The organism is Ruegeria sp. AL12 (genome assembly GCF_056540885.1).
On the sequence record NZ_JBQFXN010000010.1, the window covers coordinates 87,069 to 108,280 of the forward strand.

Genomic DNA, 21,212 nt, shown 5'->3' on the forward strand with positions numbered 1-21,212 from the left:
CGTCAAATCACCCGGATGAACCCGGTCAGCCCGGTTTTCTGGTGTTCGATCACGTGGCAATGAAACGCCCAGTCGCCGGGATTGTCCGCGACCAGCGCGATGTCGACGGTCTCGTCTTTCAGCAAAAACATGGTATCAGACAGCAACGGTGGCAGTTTGCGCAGGTTCGACGTTAGCGGAACGAAGGCCAGCCCGTGCAGGTGGATCGGGTGCAGATTGGGCGATTCATTGCGCAGTCGCAGAACATAGCTCTTGCCCCGTTGCAGAACGGCCAGCGGCCCGGTTCCCTGCGCCGCATCGCCCGGCCAGGGCGTGCGGTTGATCGACCAGAAACTATAGCCCAAAGACCCGCAGAACCCGTCATTCGGGGCGCCGCCTTCCGGGGTCCAGCCGAACACGAACTCATGCAACTCGGCCTGATCAAGATCGGGGCGCGGGACAGGGTTTGCCCGCAATGGGCGCAGCTCTCGCAGGTCTCGCGCGATGGAGTGTCCCGTGGCCCGCAACCGGACCATGGCGCGGTGTTTCTGCCCAGGAAACTTTGCCATCAGCAGGGCTGATTGCCCCTCGTCGTCCGGCATCCGAACGGCCAAATCCACCCGTTGACCCGGGGCCAGCAAGAGCGGCTGGGCTGCTGTGGGCCGTGTCACGTCTGTTTCTACCGGATGTCCGTCCCATGCGATGATACGAGTCTCGGCCCCTTCGGGATGCAAGTTGTAGATACGGGTCGTGTCCGTGTTGACCACCCGTACGCGCACCAGGCTGCCCGCAGCGTGGTCATATACTGCCTCGCTCTGCCAATTGGCGGTCTGCACGTTGCCGAACGTGCCGGCCCGCGCCGCGCCGCGGGCGGTATAGGCCGGCAGAAACGCATCGTCTTCGTCCAGCCGGAAATCCCGCAGATTGATCACCTGTTCGCTGTCGAATCCCGGGTCTTCCGGTTCGGCAATCACCATCACTCCGGTCAGCCCACGGGCCATCTGGTCCATCGTCATGCAATGGGGATGATACCAATACGTGCCCGCATCCGGCGGCGTGAGTTCATAGGTAAAGCTTTCGTTCTCGCCGATGGGCATCTGGGTCAGATAGGGCACACCGTCCATTTCGTTGCGGATGCGCAGCCCGTGCCAATGCATGGCAGTATAATCGGGTAGTGTATTGCGCACCGTCAGACGCAATGTTTCGCCCTGGCGCCCGTAAAGAACCGGCGGCGGCGCATCCGGTGACAAGCTGACCATCCCCGTGGTCCGCTGACCGCGCAACCGATAGCTGGCAGGTTGTACCACCAGTTCGGACACGGGATCGCTGGCCGCCAGAGACAACCCTCCCAAACCCAAAGCACCGGCAGCGGCGCTGCTTCCAAGAAGAAACTCGCGACGTTTCATGAAAACCTCACTGTACGGATCTGATGCCGGGCTGGGATTGGCTGGGCGTCCGCGTCCATCTGACACCTCAAACGCAAGGCTGCAATGCGACAAATCCCTCTGGTCCGCCGGACCTTTCTGCTATAGGGGTGCGCACCTGCAAACAGGATCGCCAGACTCATGACCACACGCGCCGGATTTATTGCCCTGATCGGAGAGCCCAATGCGGGCAAATCCACCCTGCTGAACCGCATGGTCGGGGCCAAGGTTTCGATCGTGACGCATAAGGTGCAGACCACCCGCGCGCGTATCCGCGGCGTGGCGATGGAGGGCGACGCGCAGCTGGTTTTCGTCGACACGCCCGGCCTGTTCAAACCCCGTCGCCGCCTGGATCGCGCCATGGTCGCCGCCGCATGGGGCGGGGCTGCGGATGCCGACATCGTTGTGCTTATGGTCGAGGCTCATCGCGGTATCACAGAAGGCGTCGAGCGCATCCTCGAAGGCCTGGAAGAGATCGGGCAGGGCCGCACGATCGCGTTGGCCATCAACAAGATCGACAAGGTGCCGTCCGAGAAGCTGCTGGCGCTGACCAGTGACCTGAACGTACGCTATCCGTTTGCCGAAACCTTCATGATTTCTGCTGAAAAGGGCCATGGCGTCGAGGACCTGCGCAAATGGCTGGCCTCTGAATTGCCCGAGGGCCCCTGGCTCTATCCCGAAGACCAGATCGCTGATCTGCCCCTGCGCATGATCGCCGCCGAAATGACGCGCGAGAAGCTGACCCTGCGCCTGCATCAGGAATTGCCCTATCAACTGACCGTCGAGACCGAAAACTGGGAAGAGCGCAAAGACGGCTCTGCCAAGATCGATCAGGTCATCTATGTCATGCGCGACGGTCACAAAGGCATCGTGCTGGGCAAAAAGGGTGAGACGATCAAAGCCGTCAGCCAGGCCGCGCGGGCCGAGCTGGAAGAGTTCCTCGACCGCAGGATCCACCTGTTCCTGCAAGTGAAGGTCCGGCCCAATTGGCTGGAAGAATCCGAGCGGTATTCGGAAATGGGGCTGGATTTCAAAGACGGAAACGCATGACGCGGCTGACGGCGGAATTCTGGGTTCACGCCTATCTGGCGCGGCTGCGATTTCAGGATATCCCGGCCTATGTGGTGGCCCATGGCGATGACACCGCAGGCGCAGTTCTGGTCAAGCTGAACACACTGGACGGGCAGGCCGTTGCCTTCCAACGCAGCTTTGATCTGATGAGTGGCGAACGGAAATGGGTCGAACTCTCGTCCGGTCTTGAAGGTGACGTGGACCTAGCCATCCAGCGCCAACGCAGCTTTGACCCCGACCTCTGGGTGATCGAGGTCGAAGACCGGCAGGGGCGGCACCTGCTGGGCGAAGAAGGGCTGGAGTGACCAGTACTGAAGGGTCTTTGACGCAGAGACCAAAATGACTATTTTACCCCGGCAATTACACTGGCAGGGCTGGCTTGCCCTGTGGACAGGCGCAACCAAGAGGTGCTTTCGTGGCTGAAACGCTTGCTGAGAAACTGGAAAAATCGGAACTCGGCCACTGGATGCAGCGGTTCGAAAGCTTCATGGTCTTTGTTGGGGTTGTTGGTCCTTTTGCCACGCTTCCGCAACTGGTCAAGCTCTACTTTACCCATTCAGAACACGCTACTGGTCAGTCGCTTCTGTCCTGGTCGCTTTATGCCGGGCTGTCCTTCCTGTGGTTTGCGTATGGTCTGGTGGTGGGCAAGTTGCCCATCTATGTGGGCAACGGTATCTCGATGGTGCTGAACCTGCTGATGGTCATAGGAATTCTGGTTCATGCGGGTGTGACGTTCTGAACTTCACGCTGGCTTGGGACTTTCTTGTTTGCGGTCGCAGCCGATGCGCGGGTTCATCAATCCGCGTCGCCAAAATAGACAAAGCTCATCTTGTTCCCGTCAGGGTCGCGTGCGTAGGCACCAAAAAAGTTTGGGCCATATTGGGGGCGGTCCCCCGGATCACCTTCGTTTGTTCCGCCATTTGCAAGCGCGGCCGCGTGCGCATCACGCACTTCTTCTGTGCTTTGGCACAACAGGCCAACCATGTTTCCGTTGCCGATGGTCGCGTCTTTTTTGTCGAACGGTGTCGCGACCCATATGCATCCGCCGCCGCGCAGCTCATAGCATACAGCATGCGGCATATACTCGGCGACGACCTTTCCGCCGATCCGGGGCATAACCGCGTCGTAATAGCTGCGTGCCTTGGCAACGTCGTTGGAACCGATCATGACGTAATTAAGAGACATTTTGGGAATTCCACTTTAGAACATAAGAAGAACATTATGGCCTGAACGGGATTAAAGCAACGCATTCTTTTACCCGCAGTTGGCGACACCCCGGACGACAGACGGGGTTTCCATCGGCCAAGGGGCAGCAGGCGCGTTCTGGCGGGGCACATTGGTGATCTGAAGAATGGCGGCGGGTTCATGTTGAGGCACAACGGAAACCACCGTGGTCAGGTCTGGTCGCTATATCGTGCCGGACCGTTGCAATGAAAAGCCGATGCTCTGCCCTTCAGTCTTTGCATGTCTTGGGATCACGCGCCATGTCCGCCGTTCCACCCGTCTTCGTACTCGCCCAACACCCTGGACAGGTGCAGCAGAGACGCAGAAAAGCGTGCGTAGACATCCCTCGACAACATCGGCTTGTTGTCATCCAGCACCTGCACAAGTTCGACAACGGTCGACGCAAATGTCTCATAGACCTGCATGTCGGCCGCCGTTGGGTCCGGTGTCCAGATTTCGCGTTCGTCGTAGTATGTGGCGGGTTTCGGTTCGTCATCGATCATGGTGCGGCCCCTTCTGTTGAAGCGCAGTTGGGGGTCGTAAAAACGCGTACAAGCCGGGTGGCGCGAAGTCACAAAACTATGGCGGCTTTGGAAAAGAACGCGCGCTGAAAAGGGGTTGAAGCACTTCCGGTCTTGCGCGCCAACGTCGCTTGGGATTTTCTGCGAACCAACCAAACCAGCAACAGGGTCAGGTTTTGGACTGGCGCGATCACGGAATACTCCTGACATTACGCCGCCATGGTGAAACAGCGGCGATCATCGAGGTCTTTACCGAAGGCCACGGGCGTCACGCCGGTGTGGTGCGTGGCGGGACCAGCCGCAAGATCGCACCGATCCTGCAACCTGGGGCGCAACTGGACGTGCTTTGGCGCGCGCGGCTGGAAGAACATATCGGCACCTTTCAGGTCGAACCCCTGCGGTCCCGCGCGGCAGCCGCGTTTTCAGGGCGGCTGGCACTGTCCGGGCTGAACGCGGTCGTTTCGCTGTTGTCCTTTTGTCTGCCCGAACGGGAACCACACCCCGCGCTTTATTCCCGGACGGAACAGTTGATGGATCTGTTGGGGCAGGATGAAGTCTGGCCTCTGGCCTATCTGCGGTGGGAGCTCGCGTTGCTTGACGAACTTGGCTTTGGCCTTGATCTGACAACCTGCGCCGTGACCGGTGTGACCGAAGGATTGATCTATGTATCCCCCAAAACAGGCCGTTCTGTCAGCGCCAATGGCGCCGGGGAATGGGCGGACAAGCTGTTGCCTCTGCCGCCTTGTCTGCGAGGTGAAGGCACTGCGCCCGATGCCGAGGTCGCAGAGGCCCTGCGCACGACCGGATATTTTCTGGAGCACCGCGTTGCTCCGTCTTTGGGGCATAATCCGCTGCCCGAAGCGCGGGCCCGGTTCGTGGATCAGGTCACTCGGCGGCTGTGAACACCATCTCGTGCCCGTCCTCATTGCGCAGGATCAGCACATTGCCTGAAACCTCGGATTGGGTCATGGCCATGAGGGCGGCAAAGTAGAACCCCTCCGCTTCGAGCCCCGCGCAGGCGGCGCGCGTCGCGTTGAGGTTCTGAACCTCAAACCACGGGTAGGGTGCGTTGAGTGTTCCGTCATAGCTGTTGCACGGAGCGTTCCCGGCAATCCTGCCTTCTTCGGGAAACCGCAGCAGAGCGCTCGCCTCATAGGGCTGACCATCAATCTCTCTCAGAACCCAAATCTGGTCCGCCGCACCATAGGCGGCGACGGTTTCGTCTTTGTCACATTGGAACAATGCCAACAAGGGCAGGGTCAGGATCAGGCGAGTCATGGCTGGGTCTTAGCGCATAGGGGATGTCGTTGGAACCGGATCAGTAGGGAAGAGACCCGTTCAACAGTTGCGCACGCACTTCCTGCCGGGGTTTCCAGTTATAGCGCGTATCTTCACGCACCGGCGCCCAGAACAACGCGCCACTGTTGCGCCAGGGATCAAGGATGATGCCGTCATACATCGAATCCCCCTTGGCGCTGATCAATGCCGAATGGTGGATGATGCGAAAAGACGTCGGTGGCGACGTGGCCCAGTGCAGATCCAATGTTCGGAAGTTTTCCTGCCGCAGCCGCTTGGTCATGGCTTCTGCCCAATCGTTGCACAGCCCCTTTTCGCGGAACCCGTTGATGACCTTGGCGTTGTGGATGATGGCGGGGTCGGTGACATTCCAATCCCGCGCCAACTGCTGCGAGTAGGAATAGGCGATGGTGGCCGCCCTCTGAGCCTCGGTCGGATCGACATCCGGACCGAGCATTCGGATCGACCGGGCAAGCGCTTCGACATCGCTCTGATCGGCCGTTGGCGCAGGGGTGGTGCAGCCCGCAAGAACGAGCACCGCCAGAGTGGCGCAAAGTGCAAAGAAGGATCGGGTCATGCGGTGTACCAGGTGCTGATCGGGTTTTGGTCGGGTCAATCTGACGCTCTAACGGCGAATGGGCCGGGATCAAAGGGGAAGTTTGGATTGCTGCGGACACAGCTCGTCGTTGTCCTGCCGGTCAGAGATGCAGAAATGGTCCGTACAAAACGGAAGGTCCGCGGGTAGGAGGCGTACAAAACCTCAAAAATCAAGAAAAAGACCCGGCGCAACGGCCGGGTCAGTTGGGGAAACGGGCGCCGGTTCCGGTCACCCGAGCAGACGTCGTGCGATGACCTGTGCCTGAATCTCGGCCGCCCCTTCGAAAATGTTTAGAATGCGCGCGTCGCACAGAACGCGGCTGATCTTGTATTCCAGTGCAAAGCCGTTTCCGCCGTGGATTTGCAACCCGTTGTCGGCGGCTGCCCAGGCCACGCGGGCGCCCAGCAGCTTGGCCATGCCCGCCTCAAGGTCACAGCGTTGGCCGTGGTCTTTTTCCCACGCGCTGAAATAGGTCAGCTGGCGCGCGATCATGATCTCGACCGCCATCATTGCCAGCTTGCCCGAGACACGCGGGAAGTTGATCAGCGATTTGCCGAATTGCTTGCGGTCGATGGCATATTGCATGGCGATATCCAGCGCGCTTTGCGCCACGCCGATGGCGCGCGCGGCGGTCTGGATGCGGGCACTTTCAAAGGTTTCCATCAGCTGTTTGAAACCCTTGCCTTCTTCACCGCCCAGCAGGTTTTCACCCTTGACGTGGAGGCCGTCAAAGCCCAGCTCGTATTCCTTCATGCCGCGATAGCCCAGAACCTCGATCTCACCACCGGTCATGCCGGGGGTGGGGAAGGGATTGTCGTCCGTGCCGGGTGTCTTTTCCGCCAGGAACATGGACAGGCCGCGGTGATCTGTGCTGTCGGGATCGGTCCGCGCCAGCAAGGTCATGACGTGGGTCCGCGCGGCGTGGGTGATCCAGGTCTTGTTGCCGGTGATCCGGTAATCACCGTTCTCGTCCTTCACGGCCCGGGTACGCAGGCTGCCAAGATCCGAACCGGTGTTGGGTTCAGTGAAGACAGCCGTCGGCAGAATTTCGGCGCTGGCCAGTTTTGGCAGCCAGTTCGCCTTTTGCTCGTCCGTGCCGCCGGCGATGATCAACTCGGCCGCGATTTCCGAACGGGTGCCCAGCGAGCCCACGCCGATATAGCCACGCGACAGTTCTTCGGAAACGACGCACATGGATGCTTTGGACAGTCCGAAACCGCCAAACTCTTCCGGGATGGTCAGCCCGAAAACGCCCATTTCCGCCAGTTCTTCGATGATTTCCAGCGGGATCAGCTCATCCTTGAGGTGCCATTCATGGGCATACGGTTCGACCTTTTCCTGCGCATAGCGGCGGAACTGGTCGCGGATCATTTCAAGTTCTTCGTCCAGGCCCGACGCGCCGAACATTGTGGCGCCGGCCTGATCCTGCATTAGCTCGACCAAACGGCTACGTGCGGCTTGTGAATTCGCCTGCGCCATCAAGGTCTGTACTTCGGACGACTGAAAGCCCGACAGCGCATCCCAGCCGAGGCCCATATCCTGAAGGCGCACGACTTCGCCCTGGTTCATCGGGATGCCACCAGCGACCTGATGCAGGTACTCGCCAAAGGCTATCTGGTGAAGCAACTGCTCGAGTTCGCCGAACTTGCCTTCGGCCTGAAGTGCTTCGGCCCAGCGCTGCATCTGTTGCAGCGACTGGTTGTACGTGGCCAGCCATGCCAGTCCATGCGCGGCGGTCTGGTTTGCCTCGATCAATGCACCAGAGATACGGCCATCCGCCGAGACCATGCCGCGCACGGATTCGCGGGCTTTTTCAAAAACGGCTGCTACCGCGGGTACGGCAGCCCGGGTCAAGTTCAGAAGATCGGGCAAAACTGCAGCAGTTGTCATCTCGGTCATATCCTGTCCGTCGTGGGCCATGAATCGCGTCCTTTCCTCGGTCGTCTGGTCATATCATGCTGCACGTGCAGCGCAACAAAAATACTTATTACGCTACGAAAAAGTTCAAATATTACCCCAACATTTTTGCAATGCAGAAGAAAATCCAGATGATATCTAGGGGACATGACCCTGTTTTCCATTCTTTCCCCGCAGGAACTGCTGATGGCCATGGCAATCGCGTTTGCCTCTGGATGGGTCAAAGGCATGGTTGGTTTCGCGATGCCCATGATTTTGGTGTCGGGGTTGAATTCATTTCTGCCGCCGGATCTGACCCTGGCGGGACTTATTCTGCCGACGCTGGTGACCAATGGGCTGCAGGCCCTACGCGGTGGCCGTGTCGCCGCGGTCGCCTCGATTCGGCGCTTTCGGGTTTTCCTTGTTGTTGGCGGTCTTCTTCTGCTGCTCAGCGCACAGTTGGTCGCATTGATCCCGGGGTCTGTCTTTCTGGTTCTGATGGGCGGCTTTGTGTCAGTTTTTGCGCTGTTACAGGTTCTGGGGTTCAGAATGGCGTTGAACCAACCCTCGACCGCAGTCGAGGCTGTGGTAGGTGGCGTAGCGGGGTTTGTTGGGGGCATGTCAGGAGTTTGGGGGCCTCCGACAGTTGCCTATCTGACGGCGCTGAACACCCCCAAGACCGAACAGATTCGAATTCAGGGCGTAATCTACGGTTTGGGGGCGGTTTTGTTGCTTGTCGCACATCTTGGATCAGGCATTCTGTATGCAGAAACACTTGAGTTTTCGGCAGCCCTGATCGTTCCGGCCCTGGCCGGGATGTGGATAGGCATGAAGCTGCAGGACCGTATTGATCAGGCAAGTTTTCGCAAAGCGACCTTGTTGGTTTTGCTGATTGCGGGCCTGAACCTGCTTCGACGCGGTTTGGTGGGGTAACGCGTCAACTCGGCCGCTTGTCGGCGAGCCAAAAAGCAAAATACAGGCCTAGCATCAGGAAGAACAAACCCGAGATATCGCCGATCAGGAATGCGATATATTCCACCGTCGCGCTGCCAAAAGCCAGGTTGGTCAACCCGGAGACAAGGAAGGACGTTACGATTCCGACGCCCATCACACATATCCAACAGGGTTTGCGATCCGGACGGGGAAACAGATCCCACCCGATTGCCTTCAGAAGATAAAACACGGTCGGGACCGTCAGAACCGCAATCGCCATGGCCATCAGGCGGCTGGGCAGGAAGACATCCGTTCCACCCAAATAGGCAAAAACGATGAACACGCCGGGCAATAATGCGAAAACGGCGCGCCACCCCAACAGCCAGGCTGTCAGAACCCGCACGCCATGCGGCAGAAACAACAGGCTCGCGCGGCTTGGGTATTCCGGGAAAAACACGTTCTGCAACGGCATCAGGACGGCGAATGTAAGGAACGACGCCAGCACATAGGCCAAAGAGGCCAAAAGCGTTTCAGTAGCCCACCCGCGCAAAGTAATCACGGCCTCTTGCGCGGGTGGATCGCATCATTTGGGTGCATGAACGACGTACCGTCCCCGGTTGGCGCTGCCGCTTTGAGAAAGATAGCCTTTTTCGACCAGCGATTTCAGCGCGCGAAAGAATGTTGGGCGCGAAACACTTTGAACCAACGTGTGCTCGATCAAACCGAATGTGCGCACCTCCTGATCGGACTTGGAAAGCTCTTCGGCGGCATAGTAGATGTCGCGTTCAACCGGAGATAGTTTCTCCAAGCCTAATGTACGCTCCATGCTTTGCATCAGCTTGCGCAGTTCGGTGAGTTTCGAGATCTCAGTCATAATGTTACCTATCGTTTGCCGTGTCATTTGCCGCCTAATTGCGACTGTTTGAGCCATGCTGAATGACGCGCAAGTCAGCAAGTCTCGTATTGACACTCATCCCCTCTCGCTTAGACTAGGTGACTGATTAGGTTGCTCAATCCAGCGTTGTGAGTGTGCGCACATGAGCGACTCCCAATCTAATTTCAGTCAGTGCCCGGCGCAAAAGTGCCGGGTTTTTTCGTCTCAGCGACTATCAGGGCTAGCGCAAATTGCATTTTGAAACAACGCAATTGTATGTGCTTTTTGCGACAAACAACCTTAGCAAGAAGTACAGTGGGCGAAATAAAAAAGGGGCGCTGTGGCCCCTCTTCCTGTCTTATCCAATTGCGACGGCTTTGATGTCGTCGTCGATGAAGGGCAGATATTGTTCAAAGTTCTCGGCAAACATCTGCACCAGTTTTTCGGCCTGTTTGTCGAAGGCTGCCTGATCGTCCCAGGTACGACGCGGGTCCAGCAGAACTTCGGCAACCCCCGGGACAGAGACTGGAACGTCAAAGCCGAAATTGGCATCCTTGCGGAACTCGGCGTCGCGCAGAGACCCTTCCAGAGCGGCGGTCAGCAAGGCGCGTGTCGCGCGGATCGGCATCCGGCTGCCCACGCCATAGGCGCCGCCGGTCCAGCCGGTGTTCACAAGCCAGCAGGTCGCGCCGTGCTGGGCGATCTTGTCCCGCAACAGGTTGCCGTATTCCTCAGGGCGACGGGGCATGAACGGCGCGCCGAAACAGGTCGAGAATGTTGGCTGCGGCTCGGTGATGCCACGTTCGGTCCCGGCCACTTTTGACGTGAACCCTGACAGGAAGTGATACATGGCCTGGGCCGGCGTCAGCCGCGCGATCGGAGGCAGCACGCCGAAGGCGTCGCAGGTCAGCATGATGATGTTCTTCGGGTGACCACCCAGTGCGCTTTTGGATGCGTTCGAGATATACTCGAGCGGATAGGCGCAGCGCATGTTGGCGGTCAGCGAGTCATCGTCGAAATCCAGTTCCTTGGTTTCGGGGTCGAAGACCATGTTTTCGATCACGGTTCCGAACTTCGAAGTGGTGGCGTAGATTTCCGGCTCTGCCTCGGCATTCAGGTTGATGGTCTTGGCATAGCAACCGCCTTCGAAGTTGAAGGTACCGCGATCGGACCAGCCGTGCTCGTCATCCCCGATCAGAATGCGCGAAGGATCGGCGGACAAGGTGGTCTTTCCGGTGCCGGACAGGCCAAAGAACACGGCCGTATCGACCGGGTTGCCAACAGCATGGTTGGCCGAACAATGCATCGGCATCACGCCCTTTTCGGGAAGCATGTAGTTCAGCAGGGTGAAAACGGACTTCTTGTTTTCACCGGCATATTCAGTGCCGCCGATCAGGATCAGTTTGCGGTCGAAGTTCATTGCAATCACGGTCTCGCTGCGGCAACCGTGCTTTGCCGGGTCGGCCTGAAAGCTGGGGCAGTTGATGACGGTGAAATCGGCCGTGAACTCATCCAGGTCTTCGCGGTCCGGGCGACGCAGCAGGTGGCGGATGAACAGGTTGTGCCATGCCAGTTCGGTAATCATTCGTACATTGATCGCATAAGCCGGGTCCGCGCCACCGACGAGGTCCTGTACGAAATAGTCGCGGCCCTTCATGTGGGCCAGCATGTCTTCGTACAGTGCGTCAAAGCCCTCGGGGCTCATTTCGGCATTGTTTTCCCACCAAATGGTGTCGGCAACGCTGTCGGTCTTGACGACGTGTTTGTCCTTGGGTGACCGGCCGGTGAACTTGCCGGTGGTAACCAGGAACGCTCCACCATTGCCAAGTGTGCCTTCGCCGCGCTTCAGCGCCTCTTCGATCAGCGCCGGTTCCATGAAGTTGTAATAGACATTGCCCAGACCCTCGATGCCCTGATCTTCGAGGCGGAATTGCGGGTTAACCCGTCCAGATGTCATGTGTGTCTTCTCCTGTGGCGGCGCGAAGGTCGTTGGCCGTTGCGCCTTTGGGGCAGTGAGCCGGGAAAACCGGCGGCTGAGCGCGTCTTATCACGGTCGTTCATGGCATGAACAGGCGGGTTTGACGCAGTTAGCGCAACCAAGTTCGGGTTTAGCGCCATCAGAAATTCAATGTCGGAAAAGCGGGCAGATTTTTGCGGGCATCAAGGCAAATTTGCCGCAGACCTGCCGCAACAAAGGCATGATTCGCAGTTACGGATTGATTCGGCGTCTTAAAACCGCCAACAATGCCTTACAAATAAGCGAATTATTGCGCGAGTGAGCAGGAATAGGGGTGAGCCCGATGTCAAAGATTGCACTTGTGGATGACGATAGAAACATTCTTACGTCTGTATCCATGACCCTCGAAGCCGAAGGTTTCGAGGTTGAAACATATAATGATGGCCAGGCCGCGTTGGATGCGTTCAACAAGAAACTGCCGGACATGGCTGTTCTGGATATTAAGATGCCGCGGATGGACGGCATGGATCTGTTGCAACGGCTGCGTCAGAAGACGCAGATGCCGGTGATCTTCCTGACCTCGAAAGACGATGAGATCGACGAGGTGCTGGGCCTGCGCATGGGCGCGGATGACTATGTAAAGAAGCCTTTTTCGCAGCGTCTGCTGGTCGAACGCATTCGGGCCTTGCTGCGCCGCCAAGAGGCCACAAGCGGCGATGCGGTCGCATCCAACAGCAGTGACACCAAAGTCATGGAACGCGGCGACCTGAGAATGGATCCGCTGCGCCATGCGGTCAGCTGGAAGGGCAATGATGTGTCCCTGACCGTGACCGAGTTCCTGCTGCTTCAGGCCCTGGCCCAACGTCCGGGATTCGTCAAAAGCCGCGACCAATTGATGGATGTCGCCTATGATGATCAGGTCTATGTGGATGATCGGACGATCGACAGCCACATAAAGCGTCTGCGGAAAAAGATGCGTGCGGCTGATCCCGAGTTCTCGGCGATTGAGACCTTGTATGGTATCGGTTACCGGTACAACGAAGAATAGGCGCGGCCGCCTGCAAGAGGTAATGGGGTCTCGTGCGCGACACCGAACAAGCCAGCGAATTGCGCGACGGTGACGTCGTTCTTGGGGATGACTGGGTCATTCCCCAGGACCCCGAGTCAGCGGAGCTGAGGGAAAAGCGATCGCGGAGAAACCTGTTTTCGCTGCGTGGTTCGCCCCTGGCGCGCAAAATCATCACGTTCAACCTGATCGCTCTGGTGATCCTGGTCACAGGGTTGTTGTATCTGGACGACTCGCGAAAAGAGAAGGTTCAGCAGACCGCCCGCAATCTGCTGGGCGATGCGCAACTTGTCAGCAACGTTTTTGAAACCCAGTTGCGTCAGGGCGCACAGCAATCCGGGCAGAATGCCGGGAACCTGGACGTCAAGGATACCCTGTCTGGCCTCACCTTGCCCGAAGGGGGCGAGGTTTTTGTTTATGACGCCAGTGGCACGCTGATCGGCTGGACACGTGGTGCCCCGCAAGCCTCTGACATGCCGGTTCTTCTGCAATCCGAGGCCGAGATGCAGACCGGCAGTACGGTGATCAGCGACACGCTGAATGCCGTTTGGACGGGTTTGTCAAACCTGCTCAACTGGTCGACTGAAACCGAGGCACCGACGTTGGCGCAGCGTGTTCAGACCATTATTCCACAAGCGATTGCCGGTCAAAGTCAGGTGCAGGCGGTACAGGATGGCGCGGGTGAGACGGTCATCGTGGCTGCGGCACCAATTCTTTATCAGGATGTACCCGCCGGCGCGGTGGCGATTACCGGCCCGGCTGGTGAAATCGACGCGCTTGCCCGCCGCGAGCAGGAGCGCATTCTTCAGATGTTTGTCGTGGCCCTGCTGGTTTCCGTGGGCCTCAGCCTTGTCCTGGCCTCGACCATTGCCAACCCGCTGGCCGATCTGGCATCCGCGGCAGAGATGGGCAAGGACCGGGGCACGGGTGTCAATCCCGGGCGCATTCGCATTCCCGACCTCAGCGCCCGTCCTGATGAAATCGGACGCCTCAGCCGCGCTTTGCGGGGTATGGTGACCGCGCTCTACAACCGGATCGACGCAAACGAACAGTTTGCCGCCGATGTCGCCCATGAAATCAAAAACCCGCTGGCCAGCCTGCAATCCGCCGTGGGAACGTTGCGGATGGTCAAGCGCGAGGATCAGCGCGACAAGCTGCTGGACGTGATCGAGCATGACGTACGGCGTCTGGACCGGTTGGTCAGCGACATATCAAATGCGTCGCGTCTGGATGCGGAACTGGTCAAGGAAGAAGAGCAGCCCTTTGACCTGCTCAAGCTGCTGGGCAATCTCGGCCAGTATCTGGGTGAAGATGCACGCTCCAAGGGCATCGATTACATTACGGATCTTCCCTCTGAGCCAATTGTGATCAACGGGCTGGAAGCGCGTCTTGCGCAGGTCTTTGTCAATCTGATCACCAACGCCATTTCGTTCTGCGAGGAAAATGACGCAATTCGCGTCTGGGTCCGGCAGCGGGACAACCGCGTGCTGGTGGTTGTCGAAGACACCGGCCCGGGGATTCCCGAACAGGCGCTTACCAAAGTGTTCAAGCGTTTCTACTCGCAGCGTCCGGCGGAACATTTCGGCAATAATTCTGGCCTCGGCTTGGCGATTTCCAAGCAGATTGTCGAAGCCCATGGCGGGGTGATCTGGGCTGAGAACATCCGCCCGACAGAGGCCGATATTACATCGGATCCGCTGGGTGCCCGCTTTGTCGTGGGGTTGCCCGTCTAAATCCATGCATATTGATTCGTTGTCACTCGCGAAAGATCAGGGCAGCGCCTGTGTTCATGCCTCCTGCGTTTCGGTTGCCGGACGCGGGCTTTTGATCATCGGTGCTTCCGGCACAGGGAAGTCCGGGCTGGCGTTGCAAATGATGGCGTTCGGCGCGAAACTGGTCGCCGATGACCGAGTCAATTTGGAGATGCGGCAGAATCGGGTGATCGCTTCGGCCGTATCGCAGATCCGCGGTTTGATCGAGGCGCGCCAAATTGGCCTGATCAAAGCCGAACCCAGTGGTCCGGTTCCGCTGGATTACGTTGTGGATCTGGATCAGCCAGAGCCCGAGCGTCTGCCCGACCCTTTGACGGTTTCCGTGCTGAGGCAAACTGTTCCCTTGCTTCGGGGCGCGGGCGTGCCCAACTTGGCTGTAGCGATGATGCAGCTTCTAGGAAATGGGCGCGTAAACCCGGAATGGCCGAATTCATGACATCGCAAAGGCGGATCGTACTTGTCACGGGGCCCTCCGGGGCAGGAAGATCCACGGCCATTCATGTGCTGGAAGATCTGGGCTTTGAAGCCATCGACAATCTGCCAATGGGTCTTTTGTCGCGCTTGCTCGACAGTGCTGACAGCGACCGTCCGATGGCATTGGGTATAGATGCCCGTAACCGTGATTTTTCGACGATCGGTTTCATAGAATTGGCTGAAAAGCTGGGCCGCTTGGCGCAGGTCGATCTGACGGTTCTGTACCTGGATTGCAGTGATGATGTTCTGGTGCGCAGGTTTTCAGAAACCCGAAGGCGGCATCCCGTAGCCAAGAATGCCAGCCCGGAAACCGGCGTTCAGCGCGAAAAAGAGTTGCTGGCGCCGATACGAGAGATTGCGGATACGCTGATCGACACCAGCCTTCTGAACGTGCATCAGCTGCGGGAAGAGGTCGAGCACTGGTTCGCCCCGCAAGGCGGGCGGCATCTGGCGGTTTCCATCGAATCCTTTTCTTACAAACGTGGCCTTCCGCGTGGATTGGACATGGTGTTCGATTGCAGGTTTCTGGCGAATCCGTACTGGCGCCCGGAATTTCGCGCAGCGGATGGTCGAAACCCTGACGTTGCGCACTATGTGCAATCAGACGCTAACTACTTACCGTTTTTTGAACGTGTGCTGGACTTGCTGACCCTGTTGCTGCCGGCCTTTCGGGCCGAGGGCAAAGCGCATCTTTCCGTGGCGTTTGGGTGCACAGGGGGCCAGCACAGATCAGTTGCCCTGGCAGAGGCCGTTGCAAAGGCCCTTGCGGAAGATGGGCAGCAGGTGGCAATTAGGCATCGCGAGATGGAACGTCGGTCGTTGAATGTGAGGTCGGATTGATCGGAATTGTGATCGTTGCACATGGTGGGTTGGCTCAGGAATACCTGGCCGCCACACAACACGTGGTCGGACCACAGGCCAGTCTCGTGGCGGTCGCGATCGAGGCTGACCATGACCGGGAAGAAAAACAGGCCGAAATCTGCCGTGCCGCTGACGAAGTGGACACCGGCGATGGTGTCGTTGTTGTCACCGACCTCTTTGGCGGAAGCCCCTCGAATCTCAGCCTGCGTGCCTGCGCGCCTCAGGACCGGCGTATTCTGTATGGGGCAAACCTGCCGATGCTGATCAAATTGGCCAAAAGTCGCCACTTGCCCATTGGTGATGCCGTCCGTCAGGCAATGGAGGCTGGACGGAAGTACATCAATGCGCAGAATGTGACATTGGATTAAAAACGGATTATTGAATATGACGAGCCGAAGCCTGAAAATTATCAATGAAAAGGGCCTGCATGCACGCGCCTCGGCAAAGCTGGTTGAGGTTGTAGAGGGGTTCGATGCACATGCTGAGGTGTCAAAAGACGGACTTTCTGCATCAGGCGACAGCATCATGGGTCTTTTGATGTTGGCAGCATCGCGCGGAACAACTATTGACGTCGAGACGTCCGGGCCGGATGCTGAGGCATTGGCAGAAGCTCTGGAAACGCTTGTGAACGACAAGTTCGGAGAGGGGTTCTAAGCCACCCCGCCGGGACAGGAAGAACGGGAAGACCAGGAATTGGCGGAAACGACGCACGAGACCAAGACAAACCCGGTGGTGGATGGGACCACAGATCAGGGTGAGATCTACGACCGTAGAACGCTGACCTATGCGAATTCATTCGACGATGCCTGGACAGCGACCGCCATTCGGGCCATCGAATGGTGCACAGGCAAGCTGACCATTTTGCGCATGGTCAACAAGTTCGAAAAAAAGAACGAATACTACCGCGGCCAGCGGTTCTGGGGTGGTGCCCTCAAGACTATGGGAATCGACCTGACCACACCGCAGGAGCAGATTGACCGCATTCCCAAGACCGGCCCGGTTGTTGTCGTCGCCAACCACCCGCACGGAATGGTTGATGGCATGATTCTGGCAGAACTGATCGGCCGGGTACGCAGCGATTACCGCATCCTGACCCGTTCGGTTCTGACGGGTCTGGACGAAGCGGCCACGTCATTCATGATTCCGGTTCCGTTTCCCCATGACCCCGAGGCGCAGGCCAAGATGCTGGAAATGCGCGGCAAAGCTATGGAGCATCTCAAAAACGGCGGCGTTGTGGCACTGTTCCCATCCGGTGTTGTGATGTCCTCGGATGATTGGTTCGGGCCTGCGATCGAGCGGGAATGGAACGTGTTCACTGCCAAGATGATCCGCCGTTCGGGCGCGCGCGTGGTGCCGATTTTCTTTCCGGGCTGCAATTCACGCTGGTATCAGATCGCCAACCGTGTCTCTGCCATTCTTCGGCAGGGACTGTTGCTGCATGAGATCGTCCGATCCTGCAACAAACCACAGTCGCCGGTGATCGGCGAACCGATTTCGGACCACGATATGGAGCTGCTGGAGCGCGATCCGCGCGGTTTCATGGCCTGGCTCAGAAATCACACCATGTCTCTGGGCAAGTCGTAACAGACCTGATCCGCGTCTTCATCTGGCCAAAAATATCCCGGGGGTGAGCCCGGACAAAGTCCGGGCGAGGGGGGCTGGCCCCCTTCAGCGTGTAGGTACCGGAACTTCGCCTCGGTAATCATAAAAACCGCGCTCGGTCTTGCGCCCCAGCCACCCGGCCTCGACATATTTCGTCAGGAGAGGACAGGGACGATATTTGGTATCAGCCAACCCGTCATGCAGCACGTTCATGATCGCCAGACAGGTATCCAACCCGATGAAGTCCGCCAATTCCAGCGGGCCCATGGGATGATTCGCCCCAAGTTTCATTGACTGGTCGATGGATTGAACGTTCCCTACACCTTCATAGAGTGTGTAGACCGCCTCGTTGATCATAGGCATCAGGATCCGGTTCACGATAAATGCTGGAAAGTCCTCTGCGCTGGCCGCCGTTTTGCCCAACCGATCCACCACCGCTTTGCAGGCGTTGAATGTTTCTTCATCCGTGGCGATGCCGCGGATCAATTCCACCAGCTGCATAACAGGGACAGGGTTCATGAAATGAAAACCCATGAATCGTTCGGGCCGATCCGTGCGGCTTGCCAGGCGGGTGATGGAAATCGAGGATGTATTTGACGTCAGAATCGTATGCGGCAGCAGGTGCGGCTGGAGGTCCTCGAAAATCGCCTGCTTAATCGTTTCCCGCTCGGTTGCTGCCTCGATAACCAGATCGGTTTGACCCAGTTTCGGCAGATCAAGCGTGGTCGTAATCCGTTTCAGCGCAGCCTTCATCGCCTCGTCGGTGATTTTGCCACGCGACGCCTGCCGCGCCAGGTTACCTTCGATCGTGGCAATGGCGTTTTCCAGAGCATCCTGGCTGACATCGTTCAGCAAGACGTCGTATCCCGCCAACGCCATAACATGGGCAATGCCGTTGCCCATTTGCCCCGCACCAATCACCCCGACCGATTTAACTTCCATGTTCAGCTGCCTTTGCCCTGTAGGATACCGCGACAGTATCGGCAGACCGGGGCAGGCGGCAAGAGGATCAAGGCGGTCAATTTCGCTTCAAATGCGCGCATTAGGAAAATCTCAATATCTATGACCACAAGATGGCACCGGGTGAGAAAACGGGGGCTTGATATGAGCTTTCATCAGACAAACAGCGGTAGGGAGTCCGCCTGCCAATATGCCAATTCGAAACTTTGGTTCCGGGGTCCACCCGGCACGTTGGATCAGCCCTATGTGGCCTGTCTGGGAGGAGAGGAAACTTTCGGCAGATTCGTCGATAACCCGTTTCCTGCCGTGCTTGAGAAGCGATTGGGAAAGCCATGCGCCAACTTCGGCAGCCTGTTTTGCGGAATCGAAGCGTTGTCCACTGATCCCGGGGTGCTGACTCTGGCCAATCAGTCAGACCTATGCGTGTTGCAAGTGCCCGATCTTCTGCGCCAATCGAACCGGTTTTACCGCGTACACCCGCGTCGCAACGATCGGTTCCTTGAACCCACCGCGGACTTGCTGGGGCTGTACCCGGATGTTGACTTCACGGAAATCCATTTTGTGCGCCATTTGTTGGAGCGGCTGAGCGCAACAGAAGACGCTCGAATCGAAGTCGTAGCGCAGGAACTGCGAGAGGTCTGGATACGCGCCACCGGGGACTTGATAGAACGGATCGAACCCGGCGTTGTCCTGCTTTGGCTGCATGTGCAGCGGCAAACCGGATCGCATGTCGACCATATCGTGCCCGATGCCGACATGATCGAACAGCTACGCCCGCTATGCGCTGATGTCGTCGAGGTTTCGGTCGCTGTATCCGCGCGATCGGATGCTCTCGAAGATGTTATGTTCGGAACGCTTCAGCAGCCGATTGCGGAACATATGATCGGCCCGTCCGCGCACCGAGAAATTGCTGAACACCTGATGATCGTCTTGCGGAACCTGAACTGAAAAAGGCCCGCCTGTTGGCGAGCCTTTGCAGATCAATCCGGATATCCGGTTCAGCCGAGCTTTTCGGTCAGTTCCGGTACCGCCTGGAAAAGGTCTGCGACCAGGCCGAAATCGGCGACCTGGAAGATCGGCGCCTCTTCGTCCTTGTTGATCGCCACGATGACCTTCGAGTCCTTCATGCCGGCCAGGTGCTGAATTGCGCCCGAAATACCGACGGCGACATACAGATCCGGGGCAACAACCTTGCCGGTCTGACCCACCTGCCAGTCGTTCGGCGCATAGCCCGAGTCAACGGCCGCACGCGACGCACCAACCGCCGCACCCAGCTTGTCGGCCAGCGTTTCGATCAGTTTGAAGTCCTCTTCCGAGCCGACACCACGGCCGCCCGAAACAACAACGCCCGCCGAGGTCAGTTCCGGACGGTCGCTTTCGGCAACCTTGTCCTCGACCCACGACGACAGACCTTCGGAGCCCGGAACCGAAACGGTTTCAACTGGGGCCGAGCCGCCTTCGCCGGCCGCGTCAAAGCTGGCGGTCCGCAGGGTGACAACCTTCTTGGCGTCGTTCGACTTGACGGTCTGGATCGCGTTGCCCGCGTAGATCGGGCGCTCGAAGGTCGAGCCGTCAACCACGCCGGAGGCATCCGAGATCACCATTACGTCCAGCAGGGCTGCAACGCGGGGCATCACGTTCTTGGCGTCGGTGGTGGCCGGTGCCACGATGTGCTCGTAACCATCGGCCAGGCCCACGATCAGGTCTGCGGTCGATTCCGCCAGGCGGTGGCCCAGCGACGGATCCTCGGCGACCAGAACCTTGGAGACACCGTCGATCTTGGCCGCGGCCTCACCGGCAGCAGCGGCAGACCCGCCTGCGGCCAGAACGGTTACGTCACCCAGCACTTTCGCGGCGGTCACGGCCTTTGCGGTCGCATCCATCGCCAGTTCGCCGTTGTTCACTTCGGCAAGCAGAAGTACAGCCATTACACAGCCCCCGCTTCTTTGAGTTTCTCGACCAGCTCGTCAACCGAGCCCACGATGATGCCTGCCGCGCGTGCCGGCGGCTCTTCGGTTTTGACGATTTCCAGACGCGGCGTGACGTCGACGCCGTAATCGGCGGCGGTTTTTTCATCCAGCGGCTTCTTCTTCGCCTTCATGATGTTGGGCAGCGACGCATAGCGCGGCTCGTTCAGGCGCAGGTCAACGGTGATGATGGCGGGCATCTTGACGCTGATGGTCTGCAACCCGCCATCGACCTCGCGGGTGACCTTGGCGGTGTCGCCTTCGATGTCCAGCTCGGACGCAAAGGTGCCCTGGGACCAACCCAGCAGCGCCGACAGCATCTGGCCAGTGGCGTTCATGTCGTTGTCGATCGCCTGCTTGCCTGCCAGAACAATGCCGGGCTGCTCTTCCTCGACCACTTTGGCCAGGATCTTGGCAACCGCCAGAGGCTCGATATCGGTGTGTACATCGTCAGTCGCCACAACCAGGATTGCGCGGTCGGCACCCATGGCCAGCGCGGTGCGCAAGGTTTCCTGCGCCTGCTTCACTCCGATTGAAACAGCAACGACTTCGTCGGCCTTGCCGGCTTCTTTCAGGCGGATCGCTTCTTCCACCGCAATCTCGTCGAACGGGTTCATCGACATTTTGACATTGGCGAGATCAACACCGCTACCGTCCGCTTTCACGCGGACCTTCACATTGTAGTCAATCACGCGTTTGACAGGCACCAGTACCTTCATTGTAGCGCTTTCTCCTCA

At 58.4% G+C, this 21,212-nt stretch carries 26 protein-coding genes; 14 read left to right on the forward strand and 12 right to left on the reverse strand.

Translation table 11 applies throughout. The features are described 5' to 3' along the window. Positions 1 to 2 precede the first annotated feature (2 nt). Positions 3 to 1,385: a multicopper oxidase family protein gene (locus ACR0C6_RS18795; protein WP_480620654.1), complete on the reverse strand. Its 1,383-nt coding sequence runs from the start codon at positions 1,383 to 1,385 to the stop codon at positions 3 to 5. Between the two features lie 159 nt (positions 1,386 to 1,544). On the opposite strand from ACR0C6_RS18795, the gene era reads away from it, so the two are divergent. The 3 genes from era (at position 1,545) to ACR0C6_RS18810 (ending at position 3,213) form a co-directional block, all read left to right on the forward strand. Continuing rightward, a complete protein-coding gene (era, locus tag ACR0C6_RS18800) occupies positions 1,545 to 2,453 on the forward strand; it encodes a GTPase Era (RefSeq protein WP_480620656.1) in 909 nt (302 codons plus the stop codon). Beyond that, on the forward strand, positions 2,450 to 2,779 hold the full coding sequence (locus tag ACR0C6_RS18805; protein WP_480620658.1) for a DUF1491 family protein: 330 nt from the start codon (positions 2,450 to 2,452) through the stop codon (positions 2,777 to 2,779). Before era ends, ACR0C6_RS18805 begins: the two co-directional genes overlap by 4 nt. A 110-nt stretch (positions 2,780 to 2,889) precedes the next feature. After that, positions 2,890 to 3,213, forward strand: a complete 324-nt coding sequence (locus ACR0C6_RS18810) for a SemiSWEET transporter (protein WP_152457088.1) — start codon at positions 2,890 to 2,892, stop codon at positions 3,211 to 3,213. A 56-nt stretch (positions 3,214 to 3,269) separates the two neighbouring features. On the opposite strand, the gene ACR0C6_RS18815 is transcribed toward ACR0C6_RS18810, so the two are convergent. Together ACR0C6_RS18815 and ACR0C6_RS18820 are read right to left on the reverse strand one after the other, a co-directional pair. Continuing rightward, the gene (locus ACR0C6_RS18815; RefSeq protein ID WP_152457089.1) at positions 3,270 to 3,659 is read right to left on the reverse strand and encodes a VOC family protein; all 390 of its coding nucleotides are present in this window, start codon (positions 3,657 to 3,659) and stop codon (positions 3,270 to 3,272) included. A 290-nt stretch (positions 3,660 to 3,949) separates the two neighbouring features. Next, a complete protein-coding gene (locus tag ACR0C6_RS18820) occupies positions 3,950 to 4,201 on the reverse strand; it encodes a hypothetical protein (RefSeq protein ID WP_152457090.1) in 252 nt (83 codons plus the stop codon). Between the two features lie 194 nt (positions 4,202 to 4,395). Between ACR0C6_RS18820 and recO the strand changes: the two genes are divergently transcribed. After that, on the forward strand, positions 4,396 to 5,121 hold the full coding sequence (gene recO, locus ACR0C6_RS18825; RefSeq protein ID WP_480620660.1) for a DNA repair protein RecO: 726 nt from the start codon (positions 4,396 to 4,398) through the stop codon (positions 5,119 to 5,121). Here the strand turns inward: recO and ACR0C6_RS18830 are convergent. The 3 genes from ACR0C6_RS18830 to ACR0C6_RS18840 form a co-directional block, all read right to left on the reverse strand. Next, a complete protein-coding gene (locus tag ACR0C6_RS18830; RefSeq protein WP_480620662.1) occupies positions 5,105 to 5,497 on the reverse strand; it encodes an META domain-containing protein in 393 nt (130 codons plus the stop codon). The genes recO and ACR0C6_RS18830 overlap by 17 nt on opposite strands. 40 nt (positions 5,498 to 5,537) lie before the next feature. Next, positions 5,538 to 6,092 (reverse strand): hypothetical protein, encoded by a 555-nt coding sequence (locus ACR0C6_RS18835; RefSeq protein ID WP_480447472.1) that lies wholly within the window; start codon positions 6,090 to 6,092, stop codon positions 5,538 to 5,540. Positions 6,093 to 6,341: 249 nt separating this feature from the next. Further along, positions 6,342 to 8,033 (reverse strand): acyl-CoA dehydrogenase family protein, encoded by a 1,692-nt coding sequence (locus ACR0C6_RS18840; protein WP_480620664.1) that lies wholly within the window; start codon positions 8,031 to 8,033, stop codon positions 6,342 to 6,344. Between the two features lie 144 nt (positions 8,034 to 8,177). Here ACR0C6_RS18840 and ACR0C6_RS18845 point away from each other — a divergent pair, with 144 nt between their 5' ends. Beyond that, positions 8,178 to 8,942 carry a TSUP family transporter gene (locus ACR0C6_RS18845; protein WP_480620666.1) on the forward strand — a complete coding sequence of 255 codons (765 nt, stop codon included), beginning with the start codon at positions 8,178 to 8,180 and terminating at the stop codon, positions 8,940 to 8,942. Between the two features lie 4 nt (positions 8,943 to 8,946). On the opposite strand, the gene ACR0C6_RS18850 is transcribed toward ACR0C6_RS18845, so the two are convergent. The 3 genes from ACR0C6_RS18850 to ACR0C6_RS18860 all read right to left on the reverse strand — a co-directional run bounded on the left by ACR0C6_RS18850 (position 8,947) and on the right by ACR0C6_RS18860 (position 11,773). Beyond that, positions 8,947 to 9,501 carry a hypothetical protein gene (locus ACR0C6_RS18850; protein WP_480447474.1) on the reverse strand — a complete coding sequence of 185 codons (555 nt, stop codon included), beginning with the start codon at positions 9,499 to 9,501 and terminating at the stop codon, positions 8,947 to 8,949. Between the two features lie 24 nt (positions 9,502 to 9,525). After that, a complete protein-coding gene (locus tag ACR0C6_RS18855; RefSeq protein ID WP_171205750.1) occupies positions 9,526 to 9,816 on the reverse strand; it encodes a hypothetical protein in 291 nt (96 codons plus the stop codon). 358 nt (positions 9,817 to 10,174) lie between these two features. Then, positions 10,175 to 11,773, reverse strand: a complete 1,599-nt coding sequence (locus tag ACR0C6_RS18860) for a phosphoenolpyruvate carboxykinase (RefSeq protein ID WP_171205751.1) — start codon at positions 11,771 to 11,773, stop codon at positions 10,175 to 10,177. Between ACR0C6_RS18860 and ACR0C6_RS18865 the strand changes: the two genes are divergently transcribed. The 8 genes from ACR0C6_RS18865 to ACR0C6_RS18900 are packed head-to-tail and all read left to right on the forward strand — an operon-like array spanning position 11,772 to position 17,530. Then, the gene (locus ACR0C6_RS18865; protein ID WP_171169149.1) at positions 11,772 to 12,095 is read left to right on the forward strand and encodes a hypothetical protein; all 324 of its coding nucleotides are present in this window, start codon (positions 11,772 to 11,774) and stop codon (positions 12,093 to 12,095) included. The two genes, ACR0C6_RS18860 and ACR0C6_RS18865, sit on opposite strands and share 2 nt — an antisense overlap. A gap of 21 nt (positions 12,096 to 12,116) precedes the next feature. Then, a complete protein-coding gene (locus ACR0C6_RS18870; RefSeq protein ID WP_480447475.1) occupies positions 12,117 to 12,821 on the forward strand; it encodes a response regulator transcription factor in 705 nt (234 codons plus the stop codon). 32 nt (positions 12,822 to 12,853) lie between these two features. After that, entirely contained in the window at positions 12,854 to 14,572 is a 1,719-nt protein-coding gene (locus ACR0C6_RS18875; protein WP_152457100.1) for a sensor histidine kinase, read from the forward strand. Positions 14,573 to 14,576: 4 nt separating this feature from the next. Next, the gene (locus tag ACR0C6_RS18880; protein WP_171364565.1) at positions 14,577 to 15,047 is read left to right on the forward strand and encodes an HPr kinase/phosphorylase; all 471 of its coding nucleotides are present in this window, start codon (positions 14,577 to 14,579) and stop codon (positions 15,045 to 15,047) included. After that, on the forward strand, positions 15,044 to 15,925 hold the full coding sequence (rapZ, locus tag ACR0C6_RS18885) for an RNase adapter RapZ (protein WP_171120239.1): 882 nt from the start codon (positions 15,044 to 15,046) through the stop codon (positions 15,923 to 15,925). The genes ACR0C6_RS18880 and rapZ overlap by 4 nt, the downstream gene beginning before the upstream one ends. Then, the gene (locus ACR0C6_RS18890) at positions 15,922 to 16,314 is read left to right on the forward strand and encodes a PTS sugar transporter subunit IIA (protein ID WP_480447476.1); all 393 of its coding nucleotides are present in this window, start codon (positions 15,922 to 15,924) and stop codon (positions 16,312 to 16,314) included. Before rapZ ends, ACR0C6_RS18890 begins: the two co-directional genes overlap by 4 nt. 16 nt (positions 16,315 to 16,330) lie before the next feature. Then, positions 16,331 to 16,600, forward strand: coding sequence for an HPr family phosphocarrier protein (locus ACR0C6_RS18895; RefSeq protein ID WP_152457104.1), 270 nt, complete (start codon positions 16,331 to 16,333; stop codon positions 16,598 to 16,600). Between the two features lie 39 nt (positions 16,601 to 16,639). Continuing rightward, positions 16,640 to 17,530 (forward strand): lysophospholipid acyltransferase family protein, encoded by an 891-nt coding sequence (locus ACR0C6_RS18900; RefSeq protein ID WP_480620670.1) that lies wholly within the window; start codon positions 16,640 to 16,642, stop codon positions 17,528 to 17,530. 84 nt (positions 17,531 to 17,614) lie between these two features. Here ACR0C6_RS18900 and ACR0C6_RS18905 read toward each other — a convergent pair whose 3' ends face one another. Beyond that, the gene (locus tag ACR0C6_RS18905) at positions 17,615 to 18,490 is read right to left on the reverse strand and encodes a 3-hydroxybutyryl-CoA dehydrogenase (RefSeq protein ID WP_152457106.1); all 876 of its coding nucleotides are present in this window, start codon (positions 18,488 to 18,490) and stop codon (positions 17,615 to 17,617) included. A 162-nt stretch (positions 18,491 to 18,652) separates the two neighbouring features. Between ACR0C6_RS18905 and ACR0C6_RS18910 the strand changes: the two genes are divergently transcribed. Beyond that, on the forward strand, positions 18,653 to 19,456 hold the full coding sequence (locus tag ACR0C6_RS18910) for a DUF6473 family protein (RefSeq protein ID WP_480620672.1): 804 nt from the start codon (positions 18,653 to 18,655) through the stop codon (positions 19,454 to 19,456). A 50-nt stretch (positions 19,457 to 19,506) separates the two neighbouring features. On the opposite strand, the gene ACR0C6_RS18915 is transcribed toward ACR0C6_RS18910, so the two are convergent. Beyond that, the gene (locus ACR0C6_RS18915) at positions 19,507 to 20,436 is read right to left on the reverse strand and encodes an electron transfer flavoprotein subunit alpha/FixB family protein (protein ID WP_480620673.1); all 930 of its coding nucleotides are present in this window, start codon (positions 20,434 to 20,436) and stop codon (positions 19,507 to 19,509) included. Next, complete coding sequence (locus ACR0C6_RS18920) at positions 20,436 to 21,194, reverse strand: electron transfer flavoprotein subunit beta/FixA family protein (RefSeq protein WP_171637528.1); 759 nt, start codon at positions 21,192 to 21,194, stop codon at positions 20,436 to 20,438. The genes ACR0C6_RS18915 and ACR0C6_RS18920 overlap by 1 nt, the downstream gene beginning before the upstream one ends. Between the last annotated feature and the right edge of the window lie 18 nt (positions 21,195 to 21,212).